At 67.8% G+C, this 21,781-nt stretch carries 19 protein-coding genes; 7 read left to right on the forward strand and 12 right to left on the reverse strand.

Features of this window, described 5'->3' with window-relative positions; translation table 11 throughout:
• The first annotated feature begins 78 nt into the window (after positions 1-78).
• Both ACEPA4_RS17530 and ACEPA4_RS17535 read left to right on the forward strand, forming a co-directional pair.
• Complete coding sequence (locus ACEPA4_RS17530) at positions 79-681, forward strand: hypothetical protein (protein WP_262089896.1); 603 nt, start codon at positions 79-81, stop codon at positions 679-681.
• 106 nt (positions 682-787) lie between these two features.
• Entirely contained in the window at positions 788-1,564 is a 777-nt protein-coding gene (locus tag ACEPA4_RS17535) for a YdiY family protein (protein ID WP_005419541.1), read from the forward strand.
• 116 nt (positions 1,565-1,680) lie between these two features.
• On the opposite strand, the gene hemC is transcribed toward ACEPA4_RS17535, so the two are convergent.
• From hemC to mdoH, 5 genes are all read right to left on the reverse strand, one after another.
• Positions 1,681-2,592: a hydroxymethylbilane synthase gene (gene hemC, locus ACEPA4_RS17540; protein WP_164093234.1), complete on the reverse strand. Its 912-nt coding sequence runs from the start codon at positions 2,590-2,592 to the stop codon at positions 1,681-1,683.
• 571 nt (positions 2,593-3,163) lie between these two features.
• Positions 3,164-3,895: a LytTR family DNA-binding domain-containing protein gene (locus ACEPA4_RS17545; RefSeq protein ID WP_053497027.1), complete on the reverse strand. Its 732-nt coding sequence runs from the start codon at positions 3,893-3,895 to the stop codon at positions 3,164-3,166.
• 10 nt (positions 3,896-3,905) lie between these two features.
• Positions 3,906-4,949, reverse strand: a complete 1,044-nt coding sequence (locus tag ACEPA4_RS17550; RefSeq protein WP_005419547.1) for a sensor histidine kinase — start codon at positions 4,947-4,949, stop codon at positions 3,906-3,908.
• Between the two features lie 3 nt (positions 4,950-4,952).
• The gene (locus ACEPA4_RS17555; protein WP_005419549.1) at positions 4,953-5,612 is read right to left on the reverse strand and encodes an alpha/beta hydrolase; all 660 of its coding nucleotides are present in this window, start codon (positions 5,610-5,612) and stop codon (positions 4,953-4,955) included.
• A gap of 50 nt (positions 5,613-5,662) precedes the next feature.
• Positions 5,663-7,588 (reverse strand): glucans biosynthesis glucosyltransferase MdoH, encoded by a 1,926-nt coding sequence (mdoH, locus tag ACEPA4_RS17560; protein ID WP_005419550.1) that lies wholly within the window; start codon positions 7,586-7,588, stop codon positions 5,663-5,665.
• Between the two features lie 497 nt (positions 7,589-8,085).
• Here mdoH and ACEPA4_RS17565 point away from each other — a divergent pair, with 497 nt between their 5' ends.
• Positions 8,086-10,152: a TonB-dependent receptor domain-containing protein gene (locus ACEPA4_RS17565; RefSeq protein ID WP_065196876.1), complete on the forward strand. Its 2,067-nt coding sequence runs from the start codon at positions 8,086-8,088 to the stop codon at positions 10,150-10,152.
• A 60-nt stretch (positions 10,153-10,212) separates the two neighbouring features.
• Here ACEPA4_RS17565 and ACEPA4_RS17570 read toward each other — a convergent pair whose 3' ends face one another.
• The gene (locus ACEPA4_RS17570) at positions 10,213-10,383 is read right to left on the reverse strand and encodes a hypothetical protein (RefSeq protein ID WP_005419553.1); all 171 of its coding nucleotides are present in this window, start codon (positions 10,381-10,383) and stop codon (positions 10,213-10,215) included.
• 214 nt (positions 10,384-10,597) lie between these two features.
• On the opposite strand from ACEPA4_RS17570, the gene ACEPA4_RS17575 reads away from it, so the two are divergent.
• Positions 10,598-10,984 (forward strand): DUF2628 domain-containing protein, encoded by a 387-nt coding sequence (locus ACEPA4_RS17575; protein WP_005419554.1) that lies wholly within the window; start codon positions 10,598-10,600, stop codon positions 10,982-10,984.
• Between the two features lie 77 nt (positions 10,985-11,061).
• Here the strand turns inward: ACEPA4_RS17575 and ACEPA4_RS17580 are convergent, their stop codons facing one another.
• The 3 genes from ACEPA4_RS17580 to ACEPA4_RS17590 all read right to left on the reverse strand — a co-directional run bounded on the left by ACEPA4_RS17580 (position 11,062) and on the right by ACEPA4_RS17590 (position 15,707).
• Positions 11,062-13,593 (reverse strand): methyl-accepting chemotaxis protein, encoded by a 2,532-nt coding sequence (locus tag ACEPA4_RS17580; RefSeq protein ID WP_262089902.1) that lies wholly within the window; start codon positions 13,591-13,593, stop codon positions 11,062-11,064.
• Positions 13,594-13,803: 210 nt separating this feature from the next.
• Positions 13,804-14,697, reverse strand: coding sequence for an NAD(P)-dependent oxidoreductase (locus ACEPA4_RS17585; RefSeq protein ID WP_065177998.1), 894 nt, complete (start codon positions 14,695-14,697; stop codon positions 13,804-13,806).
• A gap of 98 nt (positions 14,698-14,795) precedes the next feature.
• Positions 14,796-15,707, reverse strand: coding sequence for a S41 family peptidase (locus ACEPA4_RS17590; RefSeq protein ID WP_262089904.1), 912 nt, complete (start codon positions 15,705-15,707; stop codon positions 14,796-14,798).
• Between the two features lie 50 nt (positions 15,708-15,757).
• On the opposite strand from ACEPA4_RS17590, the gene ACEPA4_RS17595 reads away from it, so the two are divergent.
• On the forward strand, positions 15,758-16,222 hold the full coding sequence (locus tag ACEPA4_RS17595) for a MarR family winged helix-turn-helix transcriptional regulator (protein ID WP_065177996.1): 465 nt from the start codon (positions 15,758-15,760) through the stop codon (positions 16,220-16,222).
• 274 nt (positions 16,223-16,496) lie between these two features.
• Positions 16,497-16,799, forward strand: a complete 303-nt coding sequence (locus ACEPA4_RS17600; RefSeq protein ID WP_005419559.1) for a KGG domain-containing protein — start codon at positions 16,497-16,499, stop codon at positions 16,797-16,799.
• A gap of 125 nt (positions 16,800-16,924) precedes the next feature.
• Here the strand turns inward: ACEPA4_RS17600 and ACEPA4_RS17605 are convergent, their stop codons facing one another.
• The 3 genes from ACEPA4_RS17605 to ACEPA4_RS17615 form a co-directional block, all read right to left on the reverse strand.
• Positions 16,925-17,275, reverse strand: coding sequence for a VOC family protein (locus tag ACEPA4_RS17605; RefSeq protein ID WP_005419560.1), 351 nt, complete (start codon positions 17,273-17,275; stop codon positions 16,925-16,927).
• Positions 17,276-17,379: 104 nt separating this feature from the next.
• Positions 17,380-17,580, reverse strand: a complete 201-nt coding sequence (locus tag ACEPA4_RS17610) for a hypothetical protein (protein ID WP_005419561.1) — start codon at positions 17,578-17,580, stop codon at positions 17,380-17,382.
• Positions 17,581-17,671: 91 nt separating this feature from the next.
• A complete protein-coding gene (locus ACEPA4_RS17615) occupies positions 17,672-18,190 on the reverse strand; it encodes a Rossmann fold nucleotide-binding protein (protein ID WP_032954557.1) in 519 nt (172 codons plus the stop codon).
• 174 nt (positions 18,191-18,364) lie between these two features.
• Between ACEPA4_RS17615 and ACEPA4_RS17620 the strand changes: the two genes are divergently transcribed.
• Positions 18,365-21,715, forward strand: coding sequence for an autotransporter domain-containing protein (locus tag ACEPA4_RS17620; protein ID WP_262089906.1), 3,351 nt, complete (start codon positions 18,365-18,367; stop codon positions 21,713-21,715).
• Positions 21,716-21,781 lie beyond the last annotated feature (66 nt).

Here is a 21,781-nt window from a genome sequence, read left to right on the forward strand (position 1 = left end):
CCCCGATTATGTCCGAGTCGCGGGTCTTGTGTGGGACGTTTGGGCTATCGTGGTCGCCCCCACCCCATGGAATGCCCGATGCGCCGGTTGCCTGCCCTGTCCCTGCTGGCCTGCCTGCTGCTGGCCGCCTGCGATCGCGCGCCGGCGCCGGCGGGCACCGAGGCCCCGGTACCTGCCGCCGATCCGGCACAGGCGGTGCTGGGCGCCAGCCAGCGTTTCGCCGCCCTGCGCAGCTTCCACGCCGAACTGGAAGTGCTGGGCGCGCCGCAGCGGATACGCAGCGCCATGGACTTCGTTGCACCCGACCGTTTCCGGGTGGAGACCCCGGCCGGGCCGCAGACCATCATCGGCGACACCCTGTTCCTGCAGGCCGACGGTGCGATCCGCCAGGTGCCGGCCCCGCCCGGCCTGCTCGAGCAGTGGCGCAACCCGCTGCCGGCCGACGCCCTGCCCGCCGACCTGAAGGCCGAAGATCTCGGCAGCCAGGCGCTGGACGGGGTCGAGACCCGTCACTACCCGCTGCGCGGCAACCAGCCCGGCGAACGCCTGGAGTACTGGGTGGATGCCCAGGGCCTGCCACGCCAGATCGTGCGCAGCGGCAGCAGCAATGGCCGCAGCTTCCAGCTGCGCCTGCGCTATTCGCGCTTCAACGACCCCGCATTGCGTGTCGATCTGCCCTGAATAGGCGATCGCGGCAACGTTCGCTGAAGCACGCTTTGGATCGATTCGGACCGCCATCACGCTTCCAGTATCATCACCGGCTGTTAACCGTTCCGGAGAAGCCTCGATGTCCCTGCGCGTGTCCCTGCTGATCCCCCTGCTGCTGTGTGCGCCGCTCGCATACGCGCAGGATGCCTCCGAACTGGCGGCGATGTCCTCGCCGTGGAGCGGCAGCGGCGGCGAGCTCGGCTTTGCCTCGGCACGCGGCAACAGCAGCACCGAGAGCTTCAACGGCCGCCTGCGCCTGCGCTACACCGACGGCGACTGGGTGCACAGCATGGACCTGTTCGGCCTGCGCTCCAGCTCCAAGGTGACCGAGACCAACGACGACGGCACCACCACCCGCCGCAGCAACACCACTGCCAACCGCTACACCGGCAGTGCGGGCAGCGCGCTGCAGCTGGGCGAGCACCGCCAGCTGACGGCCACGGTGCGTACCGAGCGCGACGACTTCGCCACCTACGACCGCCAGAGCTCGTTCGGTCTGGGTTACGGCACCCGCCTGTGGAACACCGAGCGCTTCTATTTCGACGCGCAGATCGGCCCCGGCGTGCGCCGTACCCACAGCACCGAGGATGACCGCACCCGTACCGGCATGATCGGCCGCGGCCAGTTCGACCTGAAATACTCGCTGACCGACAACACCGACCTGGTGAACACGCTGCTGGTCGAATCCGGTTCGTACAACACCTTCGGCCAGAACGACTTCGGCGTCTCGGTGAGCATGAACGAGCACCTGGCGCTGAAGGCCGGCTGGCAGGCGCGTTACAACAGCGACGTCGCTGTCGACAAGCGCAAGACCGATACGCTGACCACGATGAACGTGGTCTACAAGTTCAAATAAGAAACGGGCGCCAAGGCGCCCGTTCTTCATTTCGGTAGTGCCGGCCGCTGGCCGGCAACAGCGTTCAATCGGCGGCATGAGGTTGCCGGCCAGCGGCCGGCACTACCTGCGGTGCCTCAGACGTTCAGCAGTTCGCCAGCACCACCGTCCAGCAGCAGCTTCGCCACCCGCTGGCCCAGCGCTTCCGGATCACGGGCCGGGCCCACCGCTTCGGCACGCACGGCGCGGCCATCACTGGCGCTGCCGACCAGGCCCTGCAGGTGCAGGTCGTCGCCCTGCCACTGCGCGATCGCCGCCACCGGCACGTGGCAGCTGCCATGCAGCGCGCGGTTCATGGCCCGCTCGGCTTCCACGCAGGCGCGCGTGGCGGCGTCATCAAGCGTGGCGAACAGCGCCATCAGGCGCGTGTTGCCTCCGTCGCACTCTACCGCCACCGCGCCCTGCGCCGGCGCCGGCAACCACTGCGGCGGTTGCAGGCGCGCGACGATGCGCTCGCCCAGGCCCAGGCGCTCGAGGCCGGCCACCGCCAGCACGATGGCGTCGTAGCCACCGTTGTCGAGCTTGGCCAGGCGGGTGTTGACGTTGCCACGCAGGTCCAGCAGCTCCAGGTCCGGGCGCAGCGCGCGCAGCTGGGCCTGGCGGCGCAGCGACGAGGTGCCGACCCGCGCGCCGATCGGCAGCGCGTCCAGCGAGGCGTACAGGTTGGAGACGAAACCATCGGCCGGGTCGTGCCGGGTCAGCAACGCCGGCAGCGCGAAGGGCGCGTCCAGTTCCATCGGCACATCCTTCAGCGAGTGCACGGCGCAGTCGGCCTCCCCCCGCAGCATGGCCAGCTCCAGTTCCTTCAGGAACAGGCCCTTGCCACCGATGGCGGCCAGCGAGCGGTCCAGCACCTCGTCACCGCGGGTGCTCATCGGCACCAGTTCCACGTGCAGGCCGGGGTGGGCCTGGCGCAGGCGGTCGGCGACGTGTTCGCTCTGCCAGAGGGCGAGCGGGCTCTTGCGGGTGGCGATGCGGACGGTTTCCATCCGGTCATTATCGCGCCTCCGGCGCGGATACGGCCAACGGCGGAGCCCCTCGTGGCTGGTGGAGGGGTCATGAAAGCAACAGCCGCGCGTGGCCGGGCGGGGTGGGCCACGCAGGGGACGCTGCAAGTACGTCCATGTAAGCTCGGTCGCCGCATCCATGCGGCTCACGCCCCTGCGCAGCCCACCCCGCCCGGCCTCTGACAGTTTCCGTGTGCGCCAGCCACGGAAGATCAAAAGAAAGAATCAAAAGCCGATTGCTTCCGGGGTCAGATCCCTTTTCCGCAGGAAAAGGGATCTGACCCCTCTTTCCCCACCCGATAACAACAATGCCTTTGCCGTCCGACGCGGGAAAAACGAGAGGGTTGGGCCGGGGTGGGGTGGCGGGACCGTTGGCGCCATGGATGGCGCCATCGAGCTTACAGGGATGTACTTGCAGCGTGTCCCGCCACCCCACCCCGGCCCGACCCAGTACGTAGCACCAACGCGCCGACCAACCGCCGTTGCAGTTGCAGTTGCCGTTGCTCCAGACGTTGCTCGTAAGCAGTCGCGGCCGCAGGCCGCGCGGGACCACTCACAGATGCCGCAGTTCCTGCTTCAGCGTCGCCACGCACCGGCGGCTGACTTCCAGCGGCTGCTTGCCATGCCGCAATACCGCCTGCACCTGCCCGCCCGAGCCTCGACGCAGCTCCACCAGCTCGTGGCGTGCCACCAGGCAGTTGCGATGGATGCGGATGAAACGGCTGGCGAACTCTTCTTCCAGCGACTTCAGCGATTCCTCGATCAGGTCCTCGCCGCGTGCGTGGTGCACCACCACGTACTTCTCCTCGGCCTGCAGGTAGTGGATATCGTCCAGCGGAATCAGGCGCAGGCTGCCGCGCAGGCGTGCGCACAGCACGCTGCGTGCCTGCTGCCCGCTGTGCTCCTGCGGCCGGCCATCGCGGCCGGCCAGGAACGTGCGCGCACGTGCGATCGCCGCCGCCAACCGTTCGGCACGCACTGGCTTCATCAGGTAGTCGATCGCTGCGGCCTCGAACGCCGACAGCGCATGCGCATCGTAGGCGGTGCAGAACACCACCGCTGGCCGAGGTTCGAAGCTGGCCAGGTGGCGGGCCGCTTCCAGGCCATCCAGCCCGGGCATCGCGATATCCAGCAGGACCAGGTCCGGCTGCAGCTCCGCGCACGCGTGCAGGGCCTGCTCACCGTTGCCGGCCTCGGCCACCACGTCCACGCCGTCCTGTGCCGCCAACAGGCTGCGCAGGCGCTCGCGCGCCAGCGGTTCGTCGTCGGCGATGACTACCCTCACGATCGTTCCCTCACTGGATCGGCACTGTCACCTGGCAGGCATAGTAGCCCTCGCTCCAGCCAGCCGTCATCCGCGCGGTGCTGCCGAAGCGCCAGGCCAGCCGATGGCCGATGCTGTGCTGGGCATGGCCGGCGCCGCGTGCCAGCGCCAGCCCCGGCGCCTGCGGATCGGGTGCCGGGTTGCGTACGCGGATCTGCAGTTCATTGCCCTCGCGCGCCAGCTGCAGTTCGATGGTGCCGCCGTCGGGCAGGCGCGAGATGCCATGCAGCACGGCATTTTCCACCAGCGGCTGCAGTACCAGCCTTGGCAAGGGCAGGTCCCATGGCAGCGGCTCGTCGCGCTGCCAACGCACCTGCAGGCGTTCACCCAGGCGCAGCGATTCGATCGACAGGTAGCGCTCGGCCAGCTCGCATTCGTCGCGAAGGGTGGAATCGCCCTCGCCCGCCCCCAGCGCGGCACGGAACAGATCGGACAGGTCCAGCACCGCGCGCTCGGCGACTGCCGGGTCACGATGCAGCAGGCTGGCGATCAGGTTCATGCTGTTGAACAGGAAATGCGGGCGGATACGCGCCTGCAGCGCGTCGGCCTGCGCGCGCGCGTTGGCCTGCACCTGCGCGGCCCAGCGATCGCTTACGTAGAAGTAGCGCAGCGCCAGCGCGGCGATCAGCGCCGTGGTTGCCGCGCTGCCGAGGGTGAAACGCCAGAAGCTGATGCCGCTGGCGAAGCTGTCGCCCAGCACCGCGTACAGCGCGTGCACGATGCCAGCGCAGACCACCGCGATCAGGGTTGCCAGCACGGTCGCCGCAATGGCGCCCAGCACCGGCGGCAGCCGCGACAGGGTCTGCCGCAGCAGGCACAGGCTGGCGGTCACCGCCAGCGCCAGCCACAGCGCGAATCCGCTGGCCGACAGCAGTTCGCCGAAGGTCCAGTGACGGCTGCCGTCCGGCGCCAGCGCCAGTACCACCACCACCAGCTCGGCCAGGCCGAGCATCGCCGCCAGCCGTGGCAGGCGGCACAGTTCCGGCATCCACGGCGGTGTGCTGGCCGGCGACATGGCTCAGGCGGCGCCCAGGCGTTCCTGCAGCCAGTCACCCAGTGCCTGGATCTCCTCGGCACAGACCTGGTGGGCCATCGGGTAACTGTGCCACGCCACATCCAGGCCCAGCGTACGCAGCGCCTGCGCGCTGTGCGCTGCGACGGCCTGCGGGATCACCGGGTCGCCACTGCCATGGGCCATGAACACCGGCACCTGCACCGCGCCGTCGACACGCGTGGCGCTGTCGGCTTCAGGCAGATAGGTGGACAGCGCGATCAGGCCGGCCAGCGGCGCGGTACGCGAGAGCGCGGCCGTCAGGATGATCGCCCCACCCTGCGAGAAGCCTGCCAGGAAGATCTTCTCCGGCGCGATGCCGCGCTCGATCTCGCGCGCGATCAGTGCGTCCAGCTGCACCACCGATTCCTGCACGCCGGCCATGTCGGCGCGCGAACGGAAGTCCATGCCCACGATGTCGTACCAGCCGCGCATCGGCACGCCGTTGTTGATCGTGATCGGCCGCACGGGTGCGTGCGGGAACACGAAGCGCAGCGCCGGCCAGTGCGGCCGCACCAGTTCCGGCACGATCGGCGCGAAATCATGGCCGTCGGCGCCGAGGCCGTGCAACCAGATCACCGACCACTGCGGCGAGGCGCCGGTTTCCTGTTCCACCGTTTGCAGCATGATGCGGCTCCTTCAAGTTCGAGCCGCATTATGCCGCTGGCGCGGGGCAATCAGTACAGCGGCGGTTGCTCGGCCGCTTCCCGCCGCAGCTGCGCGGCGCGTACCAGCACCGGTGGCGGGATGTTCTCTTCGGGGATATCGAGCAGGCCGAGGCGATGCAGGAAAGCACCGGGGCCGCGCGAGGAGGTCAGCGCCACCACCGGAACGGCCAGAACCATGCCGATCACCACCGGCGCCATCCAGGCCGCCAGCGACGGCGATACCGCCCAGGCCAGCACGCCCATGAAGGCGCCGAACACACCCAGGCCACCGTAGCCACGGATCAACGCCATCCACGAGATGCCGCCGTCGTCACGCTGCTGCGCGTCCCAGCCGGAATCGCGCCCGGACAACACTTCGGCCACGCCGCGTGACTGCACGTACATCACCACCGGCGCCATCAGCGCGGCGAGCACGGTTTCCACCAGCATCGATACGAAGGCACGGATCGGACCGCCACAACCGCGGCGGTCGACCGGGTCCAGCAGCATTGCCAGGTAGCCGAGCACCTTGGGCAGCAGCAGCACCGCCATGGTGGCGGCGAACAGGCGCACCACCTGCTCTTCATCCTGTGCGCGCCAGTACACGCTGGGCGACAGGTGCAGCAGGGCGTTGAAATCGATGCCTTCCTGGAACAGCGGGATGGCGATGCCGATCAGCATCAGCATCGCCCACATCGGTGCGGTGAAATAGTGGCCGATGCCGATCAGCATGTGCGTGCGGCTGATCCAGTGCAGCCCGCGGCTGCCGACCACCTTGCCGTGCTGCAGGTTGCCCTGGCACCAGCGACGGTCGCGCACCAGCAGGTCGGTCAGCGTCGGCGGGCCTTCCTCGTAACTGCCACCGAGGTAGGGCACCATGTGCGCGGCCCAGCCGCCACGACGCATCAGCGCCGCTTCGACGAAATCGTGGCTGAGCACGTGGCCGCCGAACGGCTTGCGCCCCGGCAGCGCCGGCAGGCCGGCGTGGTCGGCGAAGGCGCGGGTGCGAATGATGGCGTTGTGGCCCCAGTAGTTGCTCTCGGCGCCGTGCCACCAGGCCACGCCGCGGGCGATCACCGGCCCGTACACGCGGCCACCGAACTGCTGCATGCGCGCGAACAGGGTGCGGCCGCCGATCACCGACGGCAGGGTTTGGATCAGTCCGACGTCGGCGTTGTGTTCCATGCCGGCCACCAGGCGCACGATGCTGTCGCCGGTCATCAGGCTGTCGGCGTCAAGGATCAGCATCTGCGGGTAGGCACCGCCGAAGCGGCGGACCCAGTCGGCGATGTTGCCGGCCTTGCGCCCGCTGTTGTCACCACGGCGACGATAGAACAGGCGGGTCTGCCCCTCCGGCACACGCTCGCGCAGCTCGGCGAACACCTGTTCCTCGGCAGCGGCGATGTCCTCGCGGCGGGTGTCGCTGAGCACGAAGAAGTCGAAGCGGTCGAGCTGGCCGGTGGCCGCCACCGACTCGTAGATCGCCTGCAGGCCCGCCAGCAGGCGGCGCGGGTCTTCGTTGTAGGTCGGCATCAACAGCGCAGTACGGCTGTGCACGGCCGGCAACGGCTTGTCCGGGTCGATGCCGAGCCGATAGCCCCGGTCGAACACAGCGGTCAGGAAGCCGGCCAGGGCGCTGGCAAAGGAGAGCGCGATCCAGGCAAACAGGCCGACGAACAGCACCAGCAGGCAGGCTTCGAGCACGCTGATGCCATTGGCCGACAGCACCCGCCACATCATCCGCGTAGCCACGGCGGTCATGCCGAGCGTGCCACCAAACAGGTACAGCCGGCGCAGGCCGATCAGGCGCGGCGAGGTGCGATGCCGCCGGACCTTCAGTGCGCCTTCGCGCAGGGTCTGTTCGGGCATCGGCAACGGCGATTCAGCGGGCAGCAGCGCCCAGCCGGCATCGAGCCGGGGCGTTCCTGCTTCCGCATGGATGGTCTGCACCCCCATCGTCGCTTACTCCGCGCCGTCGGCACGGCCGGCCATCCCGGCCGGGCTGCATGCACCAAGGTTCCCGGCGCGCTTTCCCGGCGCCCGCACTTGTCCTGGCTGTGTCGGCCTCGCGCCGCACAGTCGATGTCTGTCACTACCGGAACCCACACGATCTCCAACGGGGCGGAATCGAAAATGCGGCCCAGTCTAGGGCCCAGAATGTAAGCCGGGTGCGAAGGTCTACACCGGGATTTGTCCCCATTCAGCAAATAGCAGGCGATCACGCCAGGGCATGGCCAGATGTCACTGCATCGCCCCCGGTACTGGATCGTAACAAACGCGAACGGTTATCATCTAATCAACCAGGCAGGTCACCGTCTTCCGCGCGGCCGCGACCCACCCAGCTGCGCCGGTCCTGACCGCGCACCCGACGACCCACGGAAGGGGGGGGCTGCCTGCTGTCTGCCTGCGCCTGCTGCTTCCACCGGGTCACCCCACCTCTCATGGAAGCCGTCATGTCCCTGTCGTCCCGTTCCCGTTCCGCGCGCCTGCCGCGCACCCGCCTGGCCACCGCCTGCCTGCTGGCGCTGCCCGGCCTGGCCGCCGCCTGCCTGCTGGCCCTGCCCGGCCTGGCCGCCGCAGAGGCCGCCGCCGATGCCTCCACCAAGGACCTGGATACCGTGGTGGTCACGGCTTCAGGCAGCCAGCAGTGGATCAAGGATGCCCCGGCCAGCATCAGCGTGATCAGTCGTGAGGACATCGAGCGCCAGCCGGTACCGGACCTGGCCGCCCTGCTCAGCCGCGTACCGGGCGTGACCGGCGGCCTCAGCGCCGTCGGCGAGCAGTCCAAGATCAAGCTGCGTGGCATGCCGTCCAACTACACGCTGGTGCTGGTGGACGGCAAGCGCATGGGCAGCTCGGCCTCGACCAACTATCGCCCCGACCTCGGCCGCCAGGACCTGAACTGGATCTCGCCGGACCAGATCGAGCGCATCGAAGTGGTGCGCGGGCCGATGTCGTCGCTGTATGGCTCCGATGCGATGGGCGGGGTGATCAACATCATCACCCGGCGCATCGGCGACGAATGGAACGGCAGCGCCACCCACAGCTACACCCGCCCGGCTGACGGCAAGCGCGGCGATACCCAGCAGATCGGCGCCACGTTCTCCGGGCCGCTGGGCGAACGCTTCGGCCTGCGCATCGGTGCCAACAGCATGCGCCGCGATTCGGACCGCTCCAACGGCGGTGTCTCCGGCAATGCCTACGCGGGCGAAAAGGACCGCAATGTCGATGCGTTGCTGCAGTGGAAGCTGAGCGACGCACAGGAACTGTCGCTGGAAGCCGGGCACGGCGTGCAGCAGGCCTTCATCGATGCGTCGCTGGAAAAGCAGGACGAAGGTGCCTGGGGTGCCAGTGAGCTCAAGCGCAGCTCGCTGGCGCTCAACCACGATGGCAAGTGGCGCTTCGGCAATTCGAAGATCAGTGCGTACTGGACCGAGTACAGGAACGGCATCGGTGCTGCCGGCCGTTCCGAAGCCACCGATACGATCATCGAGGGCAGCCTGACCACGCCGTTCACCCTCGGCGTTGAACACCAGTTCGCCGTAGGCGGCCAATGGAAGCGGCAGGAGCTGACCAACACCGACACCATCGGCCGCGCGCCGATCGACTATGCCGGCAACGCGGTCAGCGGCTCCACTCTGGACGTGGACACCTGGGCGCTGTTTGCCGAGGACGAGCTGAAACTGCACCGCACCCTGGCCCTGACCGTGGGCGCGCGCCTGGACCATCACGAGCAGTTTGGCGGCCACGTCAGCCCGCGTGCGTACCTGGTCTGGCACCCTGCCGAACAGTGGACGATCCGCGGTGGCGTCTCCAAGGGCTTCCGTGCGCCCAGCCTGACCGAGAACTCGGCCAGTGCCGCTACCCAGTCCGGGGGCCGCGGCTGCACCTCGCTGATTCCGCTGGGCTACACCCGTGGCGGGTGCTACATGGCCGGCAACCCGGACCTGGATCCGGAGACCAGCACCAACCGCGAGATCGGCATCAGCTTCGACAATGACCTGATCGATGTCGGCGTGACCTATTTCCACACCGACTTCCGGAACAAGATCGAGTACGCACCGCTGGGCCGGTTCAACGGCATCTGGTGGACGCGCATGAACAACGTACAGCGCGCGCGCACCCGCGGCATGGAAGGCAACCTCAACGTCCGCTTCGGCGAGCAGTGGCGCTGGCGCACCTCGGCGACCTGGATGAAGGAAGCCAGGAACCTGACCACCGGCCGCAACCTGATCGATACGCCGGAGTTCTCCGGCTATTCGTCGCTGGACTGGGCGCCCAGCACGGTGTTTTCCGGCAGCCTGTCGGCGCAGTACACCGGCAGGCAGACCGGCACCGCCACGACCTTCCTCAAGGCCTATACGCTGTATGACCTGACCGCGGCATGGAACGTCAACGAAGTGCTGACCCTGCGCGGTGGCGTCAGCAACCTGGCCGACAAGAAGCTGTATGCGGAAGGCTCCACCGACTACTTCGTCGCCGGGCGCAGCTACTTCCTGAGCATGACCGCGCGGTTCTGACCGGCGGCACGCGCCGTGATCGCGCTGGCGACATGCCAGCGCGATCGACGGTGTTGCGGGTTACTCGCTTTCCAGCGCGGCCGGTGCCGCATCCCGCGTGGCGGCCGTGCGCGCACGGTCCATCGCCACCGCCAGTTGCTGGCGTGCGAGCAGTTGTTGTGCCTGCACCACTTCAGGTGTCGGCAGGAGCACCGGTCCCGGTGCGTTTTCCGGTGTAGCAGGTGTGGTCATGCAACCTCCATGGACATCCCGCCGCCGCACGGGTTCAGCCGGTGCGGCAGCGGAACTGCGCACCCTATCCTAAAAACAAGGCGGGCGGGTGACGGCGCGGCGCTTGGCCGCAGGCGCGCGAACAAGGCAGGCGTCACATTCTTGACGCTAGCGCTTGGATCCTGAATAGGACTTGTCCTATCATGAAAACGTTTTCTCACAGGGATGTTTCCCAATGAATACCACTGACCTGTCCCAGTTCAGCCCGAAGTGGCAGTTCCGCTTCAACTTCTTCCGCCAGCACGGCGCCCCCAAGAACCCCGGCTTCAAGCAGGCCTGGAAGGCACTGTCCTTTGGTGACCGCCTGAAGATCAACCTGAACTTCTTCGCGTTGTTCTTCGGTGCCATCTACCTGCTGATTCTCGGCATGTGGCGCAAGGCACTGGTGGTGATCGGCATCAACATCGCGCTGGCCATCGTCACCATGTTCCTGCCGGATGTCGTCGGGCGCATGCTGTTCATCGCCATGAACCTGCTGGTCGCCTCCAGCACCAACTACAGCTACTACCTGGAGAAGGTGGAAGGACGCGCCAGCTGGAACCCGTTTGAAGGAATGTTCTGAGCCATCAGACCTGCGCAGGATGCGCGGCAAGGATGCAACCGACGCCCGGCACCCGCCGGGCGTCTTCGTTTCCGGCATCAGGCCGCGCGGCGGGCCATGCCCTCCGGCTCGGCCTGCAGGCGGAAGCGCGACACCGCCACCGCCAGCTGCTCGGCCTGCTCCTCCATCGCACGGGCGGCGGCACTGGCTTCCTCCACCAGCGCGGCGTTCTGCTGAGTGGTTTCGTCCATCTGCACCACGGTCTGGTTGACCTGCTCGATGCCGGCCGACTGTTCGCGCGACGCGGCCGAGATCTCGGCCATGATTTCGTTGACCCGGCCGACCTGACCGACGATGTCCTGCATGGTGCGCCCCGCACCGTGCACCAGCTGCGCACCGGCACCGACCTGGGCCACCGAGGCGTCGATCAGCTCCTTGATCTCCTTTGCAGCACCCGCCGAGCGCTGCGCCAGCGCCCGCACTTCACTGGCCACCACTGCGAAGCCACGGCCCTGTTCACCGGCGCGCGCCGCTTCCACTGCCGCGTTCAGCGCCAGGATGTTGGTCTGGAACGCGATGCCATCGATCACCGAGATGATCTCGGCGATACGCTGCGAAGACGCCTCGATCTGCTCCATGGTGTGCACCACCTGGCTGACCACCTGGCCGCCTTCGCTGGCCACACCCGCTGCGGAACCGGCCAGCGTGTTGGCCTGCAGCGCATGGTCGGCATTCTGGCGCACGGTGGAGGTCAGTTCTTCCATCGACGCGGCGGTTTCTTCCAGGTTGGCGGCCTGCTGTTCGGTGCGGCGCGACAGGTCGCTGTTGCCGGCGGCGATCTCACCGGCGGCCAGGCGGATGCTGGCCGCCGACTGCTGGATCTGGCCGACGATCTGGGTCAGCTGCTGCACGGTGCTGTTGGCATCGTCGCGCATCACCGCAAACACGCCGTGGAAGTCGCCCTGCATGCGGGCACTGAGGTCACCGGCGGCGATCGCGCGCAGCAGCGTCGACAGTGCCGCCAGGTTGTGGTCGCTGACCTGCATCATTGTGTTCAGCGTCTCCACCATGCGGCGGAAATCATGGTCGAAGCGCAGTGCATCACCGCGCACGGCGAAGTCACCGGCGGCGGCGGCGGCGGCCAGCTGCTGGATCTGCTCGTTGATCGCAGCCAGGTTGCGCTTGGTGGTCGCCATTGCGGCAGTGAACACCGCCTTCTCGCCCGGCAGCGCTTCCATGTCCACGCTGAGGTCGCCCACGGCATAGCGCTGCATCACTTCAACCAGGCGCTGGGTGACCGCATTGCTGGAGGCCACCAGCTGGTTGCTGTCGGCCACCATGCGGCCGTACTCGCCCGGGAAGGCCGCAGCATCCATGCGATAGCTGAGTTCACCGGCATCGTGGCGGCGCGCCATTTCGGCCTGCGCAGCCATCACCGACTGCAACTGCCCACGCATGCCCTGCATTGCGTCCAGCAGGCGCCCCACTTCGTCGTTGCTGCGCGCCGGCAGCGTGCTGTCCAGCTTGCCGGCGGCGACATCACCGGCCACGCGTACCGCTTCGGCCAACGGGCGGATCGCCAGGCGGCGCAGCAGCACGTAGACGCCGGCGCTGAGGGTCAGCGCGGCGATCACGCCGACCAGCAGGGTCAGCCACAGCAGCTGGCGTGCCTCAGACACGATCACCGCATGCGGCATCACCACGCCCAGCGCGAAGCGTTGCGGGGCGTCGCCCACGCGCAGCGGCACATACACGCGTACGTTGCCGGCCGCGTCGGGGCTGAAGGCCTCGAACGGACGGTCGGCGGCGATGTCGGCCAGCATGCTGCGGGTCAGGGCATCGTTGCGCGGCTTGCCGATCTCGGCGGCATTGGCCGAGGCCAGCACCACGCCCTTGGGCGACAGCAGTTCGACGCGGCCAGCCCCCATCGGCTTCAGCGTTGCCATGTGCTTCTGCAGCGCTGCCAGCGAGAAGTCGACGGTGAACACGCCCAGGAATCTGCCGTTCTCGATGATCGGCGTGCTCAGGGTGCTCATCAGCACCTTCTGGCCGGCGATGTCATAGGCGTAAGGTTCGCTGACCTTGGGCAGCTTGTCGCGGCTGGGCACCATGTACCAGTCACCGGAACCGCTGGCAGTCTCGGTGTAGTCGGTCATCACCGACTGCTGCGGTTTGCCGTCTTGCCAGGCCCAGTAGCTCATGTAGCGGCCGGTGGCATCGTGTGCTTCGGTATTGACGAACTCCGCATCCTTGCCGTCGAAGGCATCGGCCTCCCACATGGTGCTCTTGCCCAGCCATTGAGGATGAGCACGCAGCTGTTCGCCGAGCACCGCCGCCAGGCTGGCGCGGTCGGGTATGTCACCACGGGCACGCTGGGCCAGCACGGCCTCGACCATGGCGTCATTGCTGGCGAAAGCGGTGCCCAGATCAGCCGCCACCTGGCGCGCCTCAGCGTTGGCCTCGCTGGTCATGGTCTGGCGCGAGGCGCTGATCAGACTGGCGCTGGCCTGCCGGTAGATCAGGAAGGCGGTCAGGCCGAAGCACAGCAGCGCGATCACGGCGGTGCCCAGCATCAACTTGTGGGCGATGCTGCCCGGGCGTTGGGCAGTGGCAGAGCGGGAAGAAGACATGGGAGGGTCCGCAAGCAGTTCAGGACGACCGGCACCACGAGGGCACCGCGCAGGCGCGCGATCCGTCGCGCAGGCCACCGGCAGCCGGGGCGCGCCCGGCGCTGGAAGCGCACTGGGTTAGCGGCCGCCCGCCAACGAGGTTGAGGCGGTCGGCCTGCACATTCCTGAATCCGCTCAGGGTCGGCTCAGCGTTCCCCCCTCGCGATGCCCTCACTCGGCCACGCGGTCCTTGATCCACTGTGCCCGCGGCAGTACCTCGATGCTGCCGACGGCATACTGCTGCAGTACGTCGTCCGGCCCGAAGCACGGTTGCCAGCCCAGCTCGCTGCGCAGGCGGGCACTGTCATAGACACGGTCGATGCTCAATGGCAGCGGCCAACCACGGCGTTCGAACTCGGCCAGCAGCTGCGGCGCGCGACGGGCCAGCACGCTGCGCGGGTGGGTGGCCAGTTCCAGGCAGTCCTCGCGCCGGAACGGCGTCGGTGCGCAGGCGAGATAGCGCGCGAACCGGGCGCCTTCGTCGAGCAGCAGTGCAGCATGTGCGCTGGCCACATCGCGGGCGTCGATGCCGCGATGCAGGCGGAACATCGCCATCCGTTCGGGCGGTTCCGGGAAACACCGGCCCATGCGCAGCACGCGAACGCTGAAGCCCGGCGTGGCGGCGGCTTCGGCCAGGGTCTCTGCCTGCAGCTTGGTACGGTGGTAGATCGTGCGCGGCAGCGGCTCGGTGTCTTCGTCGATCCAACGGCAGCCACCGGCCACCACGGCATGGCCATACAACGCAGTGGTGCTGGTCAGCACGAAGCGCCGTGCACCGGCTTCGCGTGCCGCCTGCAGCAGGTGTGCGGTGGCCTCCACGTTGATCTGCTGGAACACCGCATCCGGCACCAGGCCGACATGCGGGGCATGCAGGGCCGCGGTATGGATGACCGCATCCACGCCCTGCACCGCGCGCGCGACGGCCTGCCGATCGCTGACATCGGCAATGATGCGCGTGGTGGCAAACGGACTGCGGTCCAGCCCCACCACTTCGTGGGCGGCCGCCAACGCACCGAAGATCGCGCGCCCGATGCGGCCGGAACTGCCGGTCAACAGAATCTTCATTGAGTCCATTCACTCGAAGCGCCCGGGAACTACCGGGATGCTTCGATTCTAGGCATGCAATCGCGCATCCGCGATAGGACAGCCATGCAATCGTGCGTTCATCTTGCCGACTTCGCAGACGCCAGCAGTTGCCGCGCGATGAACAGCGGATCGTCGCCGCCGGCCACATCAGGCCTCACGCCAGTACGTTCCCAGTTTCCACCGGTGCGCAGATTGATGGGTTGCCGGTCGGGAATACTGATCTGATAGCCATCGGGCAGCAGCACAGGATCACCAAACATATGCGCGGCACCGCCACTGCGCGTGCCGACAATCCGCGCGCGGCCCAGTGCCTGAAGCGAATAGGCGACGAACTCGGCCGCCGAACCGGTGCGACGGTCGATCAGCACCACCAGCGGTTTCAGGTACGCAGGCAGGCTGGCAGGCGGCAGCGGTACCGGCGTGCGCCGGCCGCGCTGGTCCAGCTGCTGCACCGCGGCGATCTTCGCGTCCAGCAGCGTGCGTACCAGCAGGTCGGCACTTGCATCGTCGCCGCCCCCGTTCTGGCGCAGATCCAGCACCAGGCCATCGGTGTCGGCCAGCAGGGAAAGGGCCGCAGCGAACTTCGGGCGCGCCAGATCCAGCGGATAGAAGGTACTCAGGCGCAGGTAACCAATGTTGCCCTCCATCACCCGAACCTCGCGCACGCCGGCACCATTGCTGCGGGCATCGGCGCGCCAGGCCATCAACCAGTCGTCCTGGCCGGCCGCTGCGTCCACGCGTTCAACATGGAAGTGGCCATCGAACATGTCCAGGTCCTGGTTCAGGCGTGCGCTGAACGCAACCGGATCCGAACAGCTGTCCGCATAGCGCTGCTGCACCGACCAGGTGCGCAGGGCATCGGCGATACGGGCGCCGGCCGCCTCGTCAAGGTACTGCGCCTGCACGGCGGTGGCCGCCGCGCGCAGCACTCCGTCCTGCGCCGGGCAGGCCCCTGCCAGCAACGCAACGAGCATCCAGGACACGGCCATCAACCACCTCCGCGTTGAAGATATATAAGCGCTTATATATCATCCTGGTCATGGATCTCCAACACGCCACGCTCGGCACATTGCTGCGCGCCCTGCTCGACCAGCTGGACCCGGCGGTCGAGCACGCCTACCGGGACCTGCAACTGGACTACCGGCCCCGCTACACACCGGTGCTGCGCACGCTGATGGCGCAGGGCCCCTGCCGGATCAAGGACCTGGCATCGGCCTGCGGGCTCAGCCATTCGGCGCTCAGCCAGACCGTGGCGGCGATGGTGCGCGATGGTTGGCTGCACGCGTCCAGCGGCGACGATGGGCGTGAACGCATCCTGCAGTTGAGCCCCCGCGCACAGCGCGCGATGCCTGCGCTGCAGGCGCAATGGCAGGCCACCGCGCGTGCGGCGCGCAGCCTCGATGCCGATCTGGGGCAGCCGCTGGAGCAGGTACTACGCGACGCCCTTGCAGCGCTCGCACAGCGGCCCTTCGCGCAGCGCCTGCAGGACGCCCGCCAGCCCTGAAGCCTTACTGCTCTGCGGCCATTTCGATTTCGCTGAGGAAGGTCCAGCCGCCGTTGCCCAGGCGCAGCTCCAACGTGCGCACTGCGCGGCCGGCTGTCCGGCCTAGGTGAAGGGTGCAGTTCGTCCTGGCCACGCAGGGCGGCGCGCGCAGCAGCGTACCTGCGCCGTGAAAAGCAGTACGGTGCGGCGTGAAGGCAGCCGCACCGGTGCGGACACTCCGTTAGCCGGGCACCGGCAAGGATGAGCTTCCCTTCCATGCAACGGGAGCCTTCCCATGGCCGGCCAGCACCACGGCACTTCCCATCGTGGCTTCGCCTCGATGGACCAGGACAAGCAGCGCGCGATCGCCGCAAAGGGAGGACGCGCCGCGCATGCGTCCGGCAATGCACACGAGTTCAGCCCGGCCGAGGCACGCGTGGCCGGCCGCAAGGGCGGCGAGGCGATCAGCCGCAACCGCCAGCACATGGCAGCGATCGGCCGCGAAGGCGGGCACGCTCGCCACGCCAATGCACGGCAGCAGCGGCAAGCGGCCGAAGCGACGCCAACGAGGGACGGTCCACAACGCCAGCAGGGCTGACCGCGGCGCGTCCAGGCGCGCCTGGGCTGCCGGAGCAGCCCGGATGCCGCGAGCAGGGCCAGCACGCCGGTAGACGGTCATCGTCCCGCGCGCACCGTCAGGCGTGGCGAGGCACCATCCACCGCTCAGGCGTGGGCAAGGATGTTCAACAGCCGACCGAACGGATCGCGGACGAAGAAGCGCCGCACGCCCCAGGGTTCGTCGGCCGGGCCATACTCCAGCGCGATGCCGGCCGCGCGCATGCGCTGCAGCACGTCCTGCAGATTGTCCACTTCGATCGACAGGTCCGGCACCGGCGTGCCCGAGCCTCCTTCACTGGCGAAGCTGACCTGCGCCAGCGCACTGCTCTGCCCGCCATGGGTGACGATCCAGCCATGGTCCATCACCACCGGCATGCCGAGCAGCTCGCCATAGAACGCAGCGGCACGTGAGGGATCGGACGTGGCGATGTTGGCGACGACACGCTTGACGGCCATGTTCCACTCCACCAGGAAGAACGTGTCGAGACTGCCCGACCTTGCGCACGAACAGAAGAGCCCCGCCACGGACGAGGCCCGTCTTCAGCCGAGCATGGCTGGGCTTACACCGCGCCGCAGCGCTCCATGACACATCGATCGTATTCGTACTGGCATTCCATGGCATCACCACCACCGGACACACATGCCTGGTAAGCCTTCCAGCAGGGCAGATCGCAGGGCTGGACTGGTCCGGCCACGGCCACCGAGCCGCTGCAGGCCAACGCGAACACAACACCGGCGATCACTTTCCTGAAAGTGCGCATCGACATCGCTCCTTGATTAGCCTGGTGAGCCCAGGCCGGGCCACCTTAGCGCTGCACACGGGACGCTGGGTGAAGGCCGATGCCGCTCGACTCAGCGGTGCAGTAACCCCAGCACACGCAGCTGTCCGGCCAGCTCATCAATGTTGCGCCACGGCAGGATCGGCGAATTGCCGCGCTCGTCCGGCGGGTTGTCCGGCAGCGCATCGGACCAGCCACCGGCCCCCACCAGCGGCAGCAGCGGCCGCTTGTGCAGCCAGGCCAGGCAAACCTCCGAGATCGTACCGGCGCGCCCGCCGATCACGATGCAGGCATCACCGGCCAGGGCCATGATCAGGTTGCGCGCATCGCCCATGCCACAGGGCACCACCACCGTGGCGGGCCAATCGGCTGCCGGCATGCCGCTTTCCGGGATCACGCTGAGCACCTGGCCACCGGCGGCTACTGCCTGCTCGGCAGCTACCCGCGTAGCGGCACTGCCACAGCCGCTGACCAGCGTGATGCCCTGCACGGCCAGGAAACGCCCTGCTTCAGCTGCGCGCTCGAACGCGTCGCTGCCAGGATCGGCACTACCCAATATCGCCAACTGTGGTTTACGCAATGCGTTACGCATGGACGGCTCCAAGGCCTCGGCAAGAAAGGTCGCGGTGCCCGGCCCGGCGGAGCCACGTCGTGCACCGATCACAAAACATTAACACGTTCATAAAAATCCCTTCACATTACTGGGGGATATCGCCATGCCGTTGCGTTAACGGCCTTGATGTCCGTCAACCAAGGAAGTTGTCCGATGAATCACCCGCTGTACGGCCGTTCGTCCCGCTCCCTGTCGCACCGCCCGCTGGCGCTTGCCGTCGCCAGCTCGCTGCTGCTGGCCGCTGCACTGCCGGCCATGGCCAGCGAATCACTCGAGGCCTGGCAGCAGCAGCGCCAGATGCAGGCTGCATGGGCGCAGCCTGCTGCCAACGCTGCACCCGCAGCGACGGCCGCTGCACCTGCCGCCAGCAGCACCGCCGTTCTTGGCAACCCGGGCGATCCGGCCAGCTGGCGCAGCGATGAGTTCAACGCCGATTGGGGCCTGGGTGCGATGGGCGCGGACTACGCCTATGCACGCGGCCTGACCGGCAAGGGTGTGCGCCTGGCGCTGTTCGACTCGGGGTCCGCACTGGCGCATCCGGAGTTTGCAGGACGCAATACCTCCAGCATCACCATCGGTGCCGACTGCCCGACGCCGGGTGTGGTCGCGGGGACCGGTGCCTGCGGGCAGACCCGCGGCGAACAGCCCGGCTACAACTACTATGGCCTCGGTGCCGGCGTTCCGGCCGCACTCGCGGCACGCCTGATCGCGGCCGGCCAGCCCTATGGCTTCAGCTACGCCGACCACGGAACGCATGTGCTTGGCACCATCGGCGCAAACCGCAATGGCACCGGCATGCATGGCGTGGCCTTTGGTGCGGATCTCACCGCCGCCCGCGTGTTCGGCGACACCTACTATGAGTGGCGCCTGGATCCGGACAACTACTATCGCCCGCGCGCGGTCTACCGCACCGATCCGGATGACGCCGCCACGCTGGACATGTATGCACAGATCCAGGCGCAGGGCGTGCGTGCCATCAACCACAGCTGGGGCATCTCCACGCGCAACATGACCGCCGCCGCGCTGGACCAGCAGTACGCCAACATCGGTGCCGACTACGGCGTGTACGGCAGCATCTACGCCAGCAATGGCGATACCCCGGGCTCCACCCTCATCCAGGTCTGGTCGGCTGGCAACGGCAGCGGCGCCGTCGCCGGCATCACGGCCGCCATGCCGCGCTGGAAGCCCGAACTGGAACCGTACTGGCTGGCCGTGGCCAACGTCCGCCGGCCCAACGCCGCTGCGGGCGAAACGGACTACGTGATCGATGGCAGTTCCAGCATCTGTGGCGTTGCCGCCAACTGGTGCATCTCGGCACCCGGCACCGACATCGTCAGCACCATCGTTTCCGGGGATATCCAGGGCCGCATCGAAAACACCTCCGCCTACGTGCGGCTGATCATCGACAGCGAGAACACCCAGTATGTCTATGGCACCAAGACGGGCACATCGATGGCGGCGCCGCACATCACCGGCGCGCTCGGCCTGCTGATGGAGCGCTTCCCCTATCTGGACAACGCCCAGATCCGCGACGTGCTGCTGACCACCGCACGCGACCTGGGTGCAGCGGGCATCGATCCGATCTACGGCTGGGGCATGGTGGATCTGAAGAAGGCCATCGAAGGCTATGGCTCGCTGCGCGTGGACACCAACGTGGTGATGAACCAGAAGGCCGGCGGCCTGAAAGTCTGGGAAGGCGATGCCTGGGACAACTGGACCAACGACATCGGTGGCCCTGGCAAGCTGACCAAATCCGGTATCGGCTGGCTGCGCCTGAGCGGCAACAACAGCTTCAACGGCGCGGTACTGCAGGACGGTACGCTGGAATTGAACGGCGCCAACACGCTTGCCTCGGCGGTCGAAGTACAGGGCGGCCAGTTGCTGCTCAACGGCAGCCTGGTCTCCACCGCACTGACCACTACCGGTGGCGTGAGCGCGGTCAGCGCCAGCGGCGTGTTGAACAACAGCAACCTGGTGATCAATGGCGGCGTGGTGTCCTTCAACGGCACGCAGACCGGCGGCACCACCACGGTCGGCGCCAACGGCCTGCTGAAGGGCGTCGGCACGCTCGGCAATACCCGCGTGGACGGCATCATCGCGCCGGGCAACTCGATCGGCACGCTGACCATCAACGGCAACTACGTGCAGGGTGCCACCGGCGTCTATGCCGCCGAGCTGGCCCCGGGTGGCCGCAGTGACCAGTTGCACGTGACCGGCACCGCCACCCTTGGCGGCACGCTGGTCGCGCTGCCGGAGCCGGGTGTGTACTACCTCGGCGAGCAGTTCAACTTCCTGCGTGCCGACGGAGGCATCAACGGCCAGTTCGCCAAGACCGACTTCAGCGCGTTCTCCCCGTTCCTGCAGTTCAGCCTGGCCTACGGCACCAACGGCACGCGCATCGATGTGGCCCGTGGTGCATCGCTGACCACCGCCGCGCACACGCCCAACCAGCGTGCCGTGGCGGCCGCCGCCGACCTGCTGCCGATCGCCCAGGGCCTGCCCAAACCACTGACCCAGCTGTTCCCGCAGCAGGTCGGAGGCGTGCTCGATGGCCTCAGCGGCGAGCTGCATCCGGCCACGGCCATCGCCCTGGTCGAGGGCAGCCGCTACGTGCGCGATGCCGCGTTGTCACGCCGTGCCGGCGCCGCCGCACCCGGTAGCGACGTGGGTGACGCGACGGGTGCATGGGTGCAGGCCATCGGTGGCAACAGCAAGCTGGACGGTGACGTCAACACTGCCCGCACCGAAGCCAACAGCAACGGCCTGCTGGTCGGCATCGACCGCGAGTTCTCCGGCTGGCAGGTCGGCGTGTTGGCCGGCACGGGCCGCACCGACGTGAAGCAGCAGGAGCGTCGCGCCAAGTCGAAGATCGACAACACCCACTTCGGTGCCTACGCCAGCCACAACTGGGGCGGTTTCGGCCTGCGCGGTGGTGTGGCGTGGAGCAAGCACGAGGTGAAGAGTACGCGTGATGTCGCCTTCGCAGGCTTCAGCGACAGCCTGAGCGCGCGCTACGACGCCCGCACCCGCCAGGCCTTCATCGAAGCCGGCTACCGCTTCGGTGGCCCGGAAGCCGGGCTGGAGCCCTACCTGCAGGTCGCACGTGTCGAAGTGGACCTCAAGCGCGTCAACGAACGCGGTGGAGCAGCGGCACTGCAGGGCAAGGTGGACGATACCGGAACCACGATTGCCACTGCCGGCCTGCGCTTCGACAAGGGACTGAAGGCTTCGTTCCAGCAGGAGAGCTGGCTGCACCTGCGCGGTGGCGTCGGCTATCGCCGCGCTTCCGGTGATCGCAGCCAGGTCGCCAACCTGGCCTTCGCCAACGGAAGCACAACGTTTGCGGTCAACGGCGCGCCGATCGCCGACAACGCGGTGGTGGCCGAACTGGGCCTGTCGGCCTGGCTGACCGAGCGCCAGCAGCTGGAACTGGGCTACAGCGGCCAGTACGGCAGTGAAAGCCGCGACCACAGTGCGAATGTGCGCTGGTCGGTGCGCTTCTAGTTCCCGTCACGTGTTCTCATGAAGGATTGGGGCGGCCTGATGGCCGCCCTTTTTTAATCACCGGCC

Source organism: Stenotrophomonas sp. P2112 (assembly GCF_041897515.1).
GTDB lineage: Bacteria > Pseudomonadota > Gammaproteobacteria > Xanthomonadales > Xanthomonadaceae > Stenotrophomonas > Stenotrophomonas sepilia.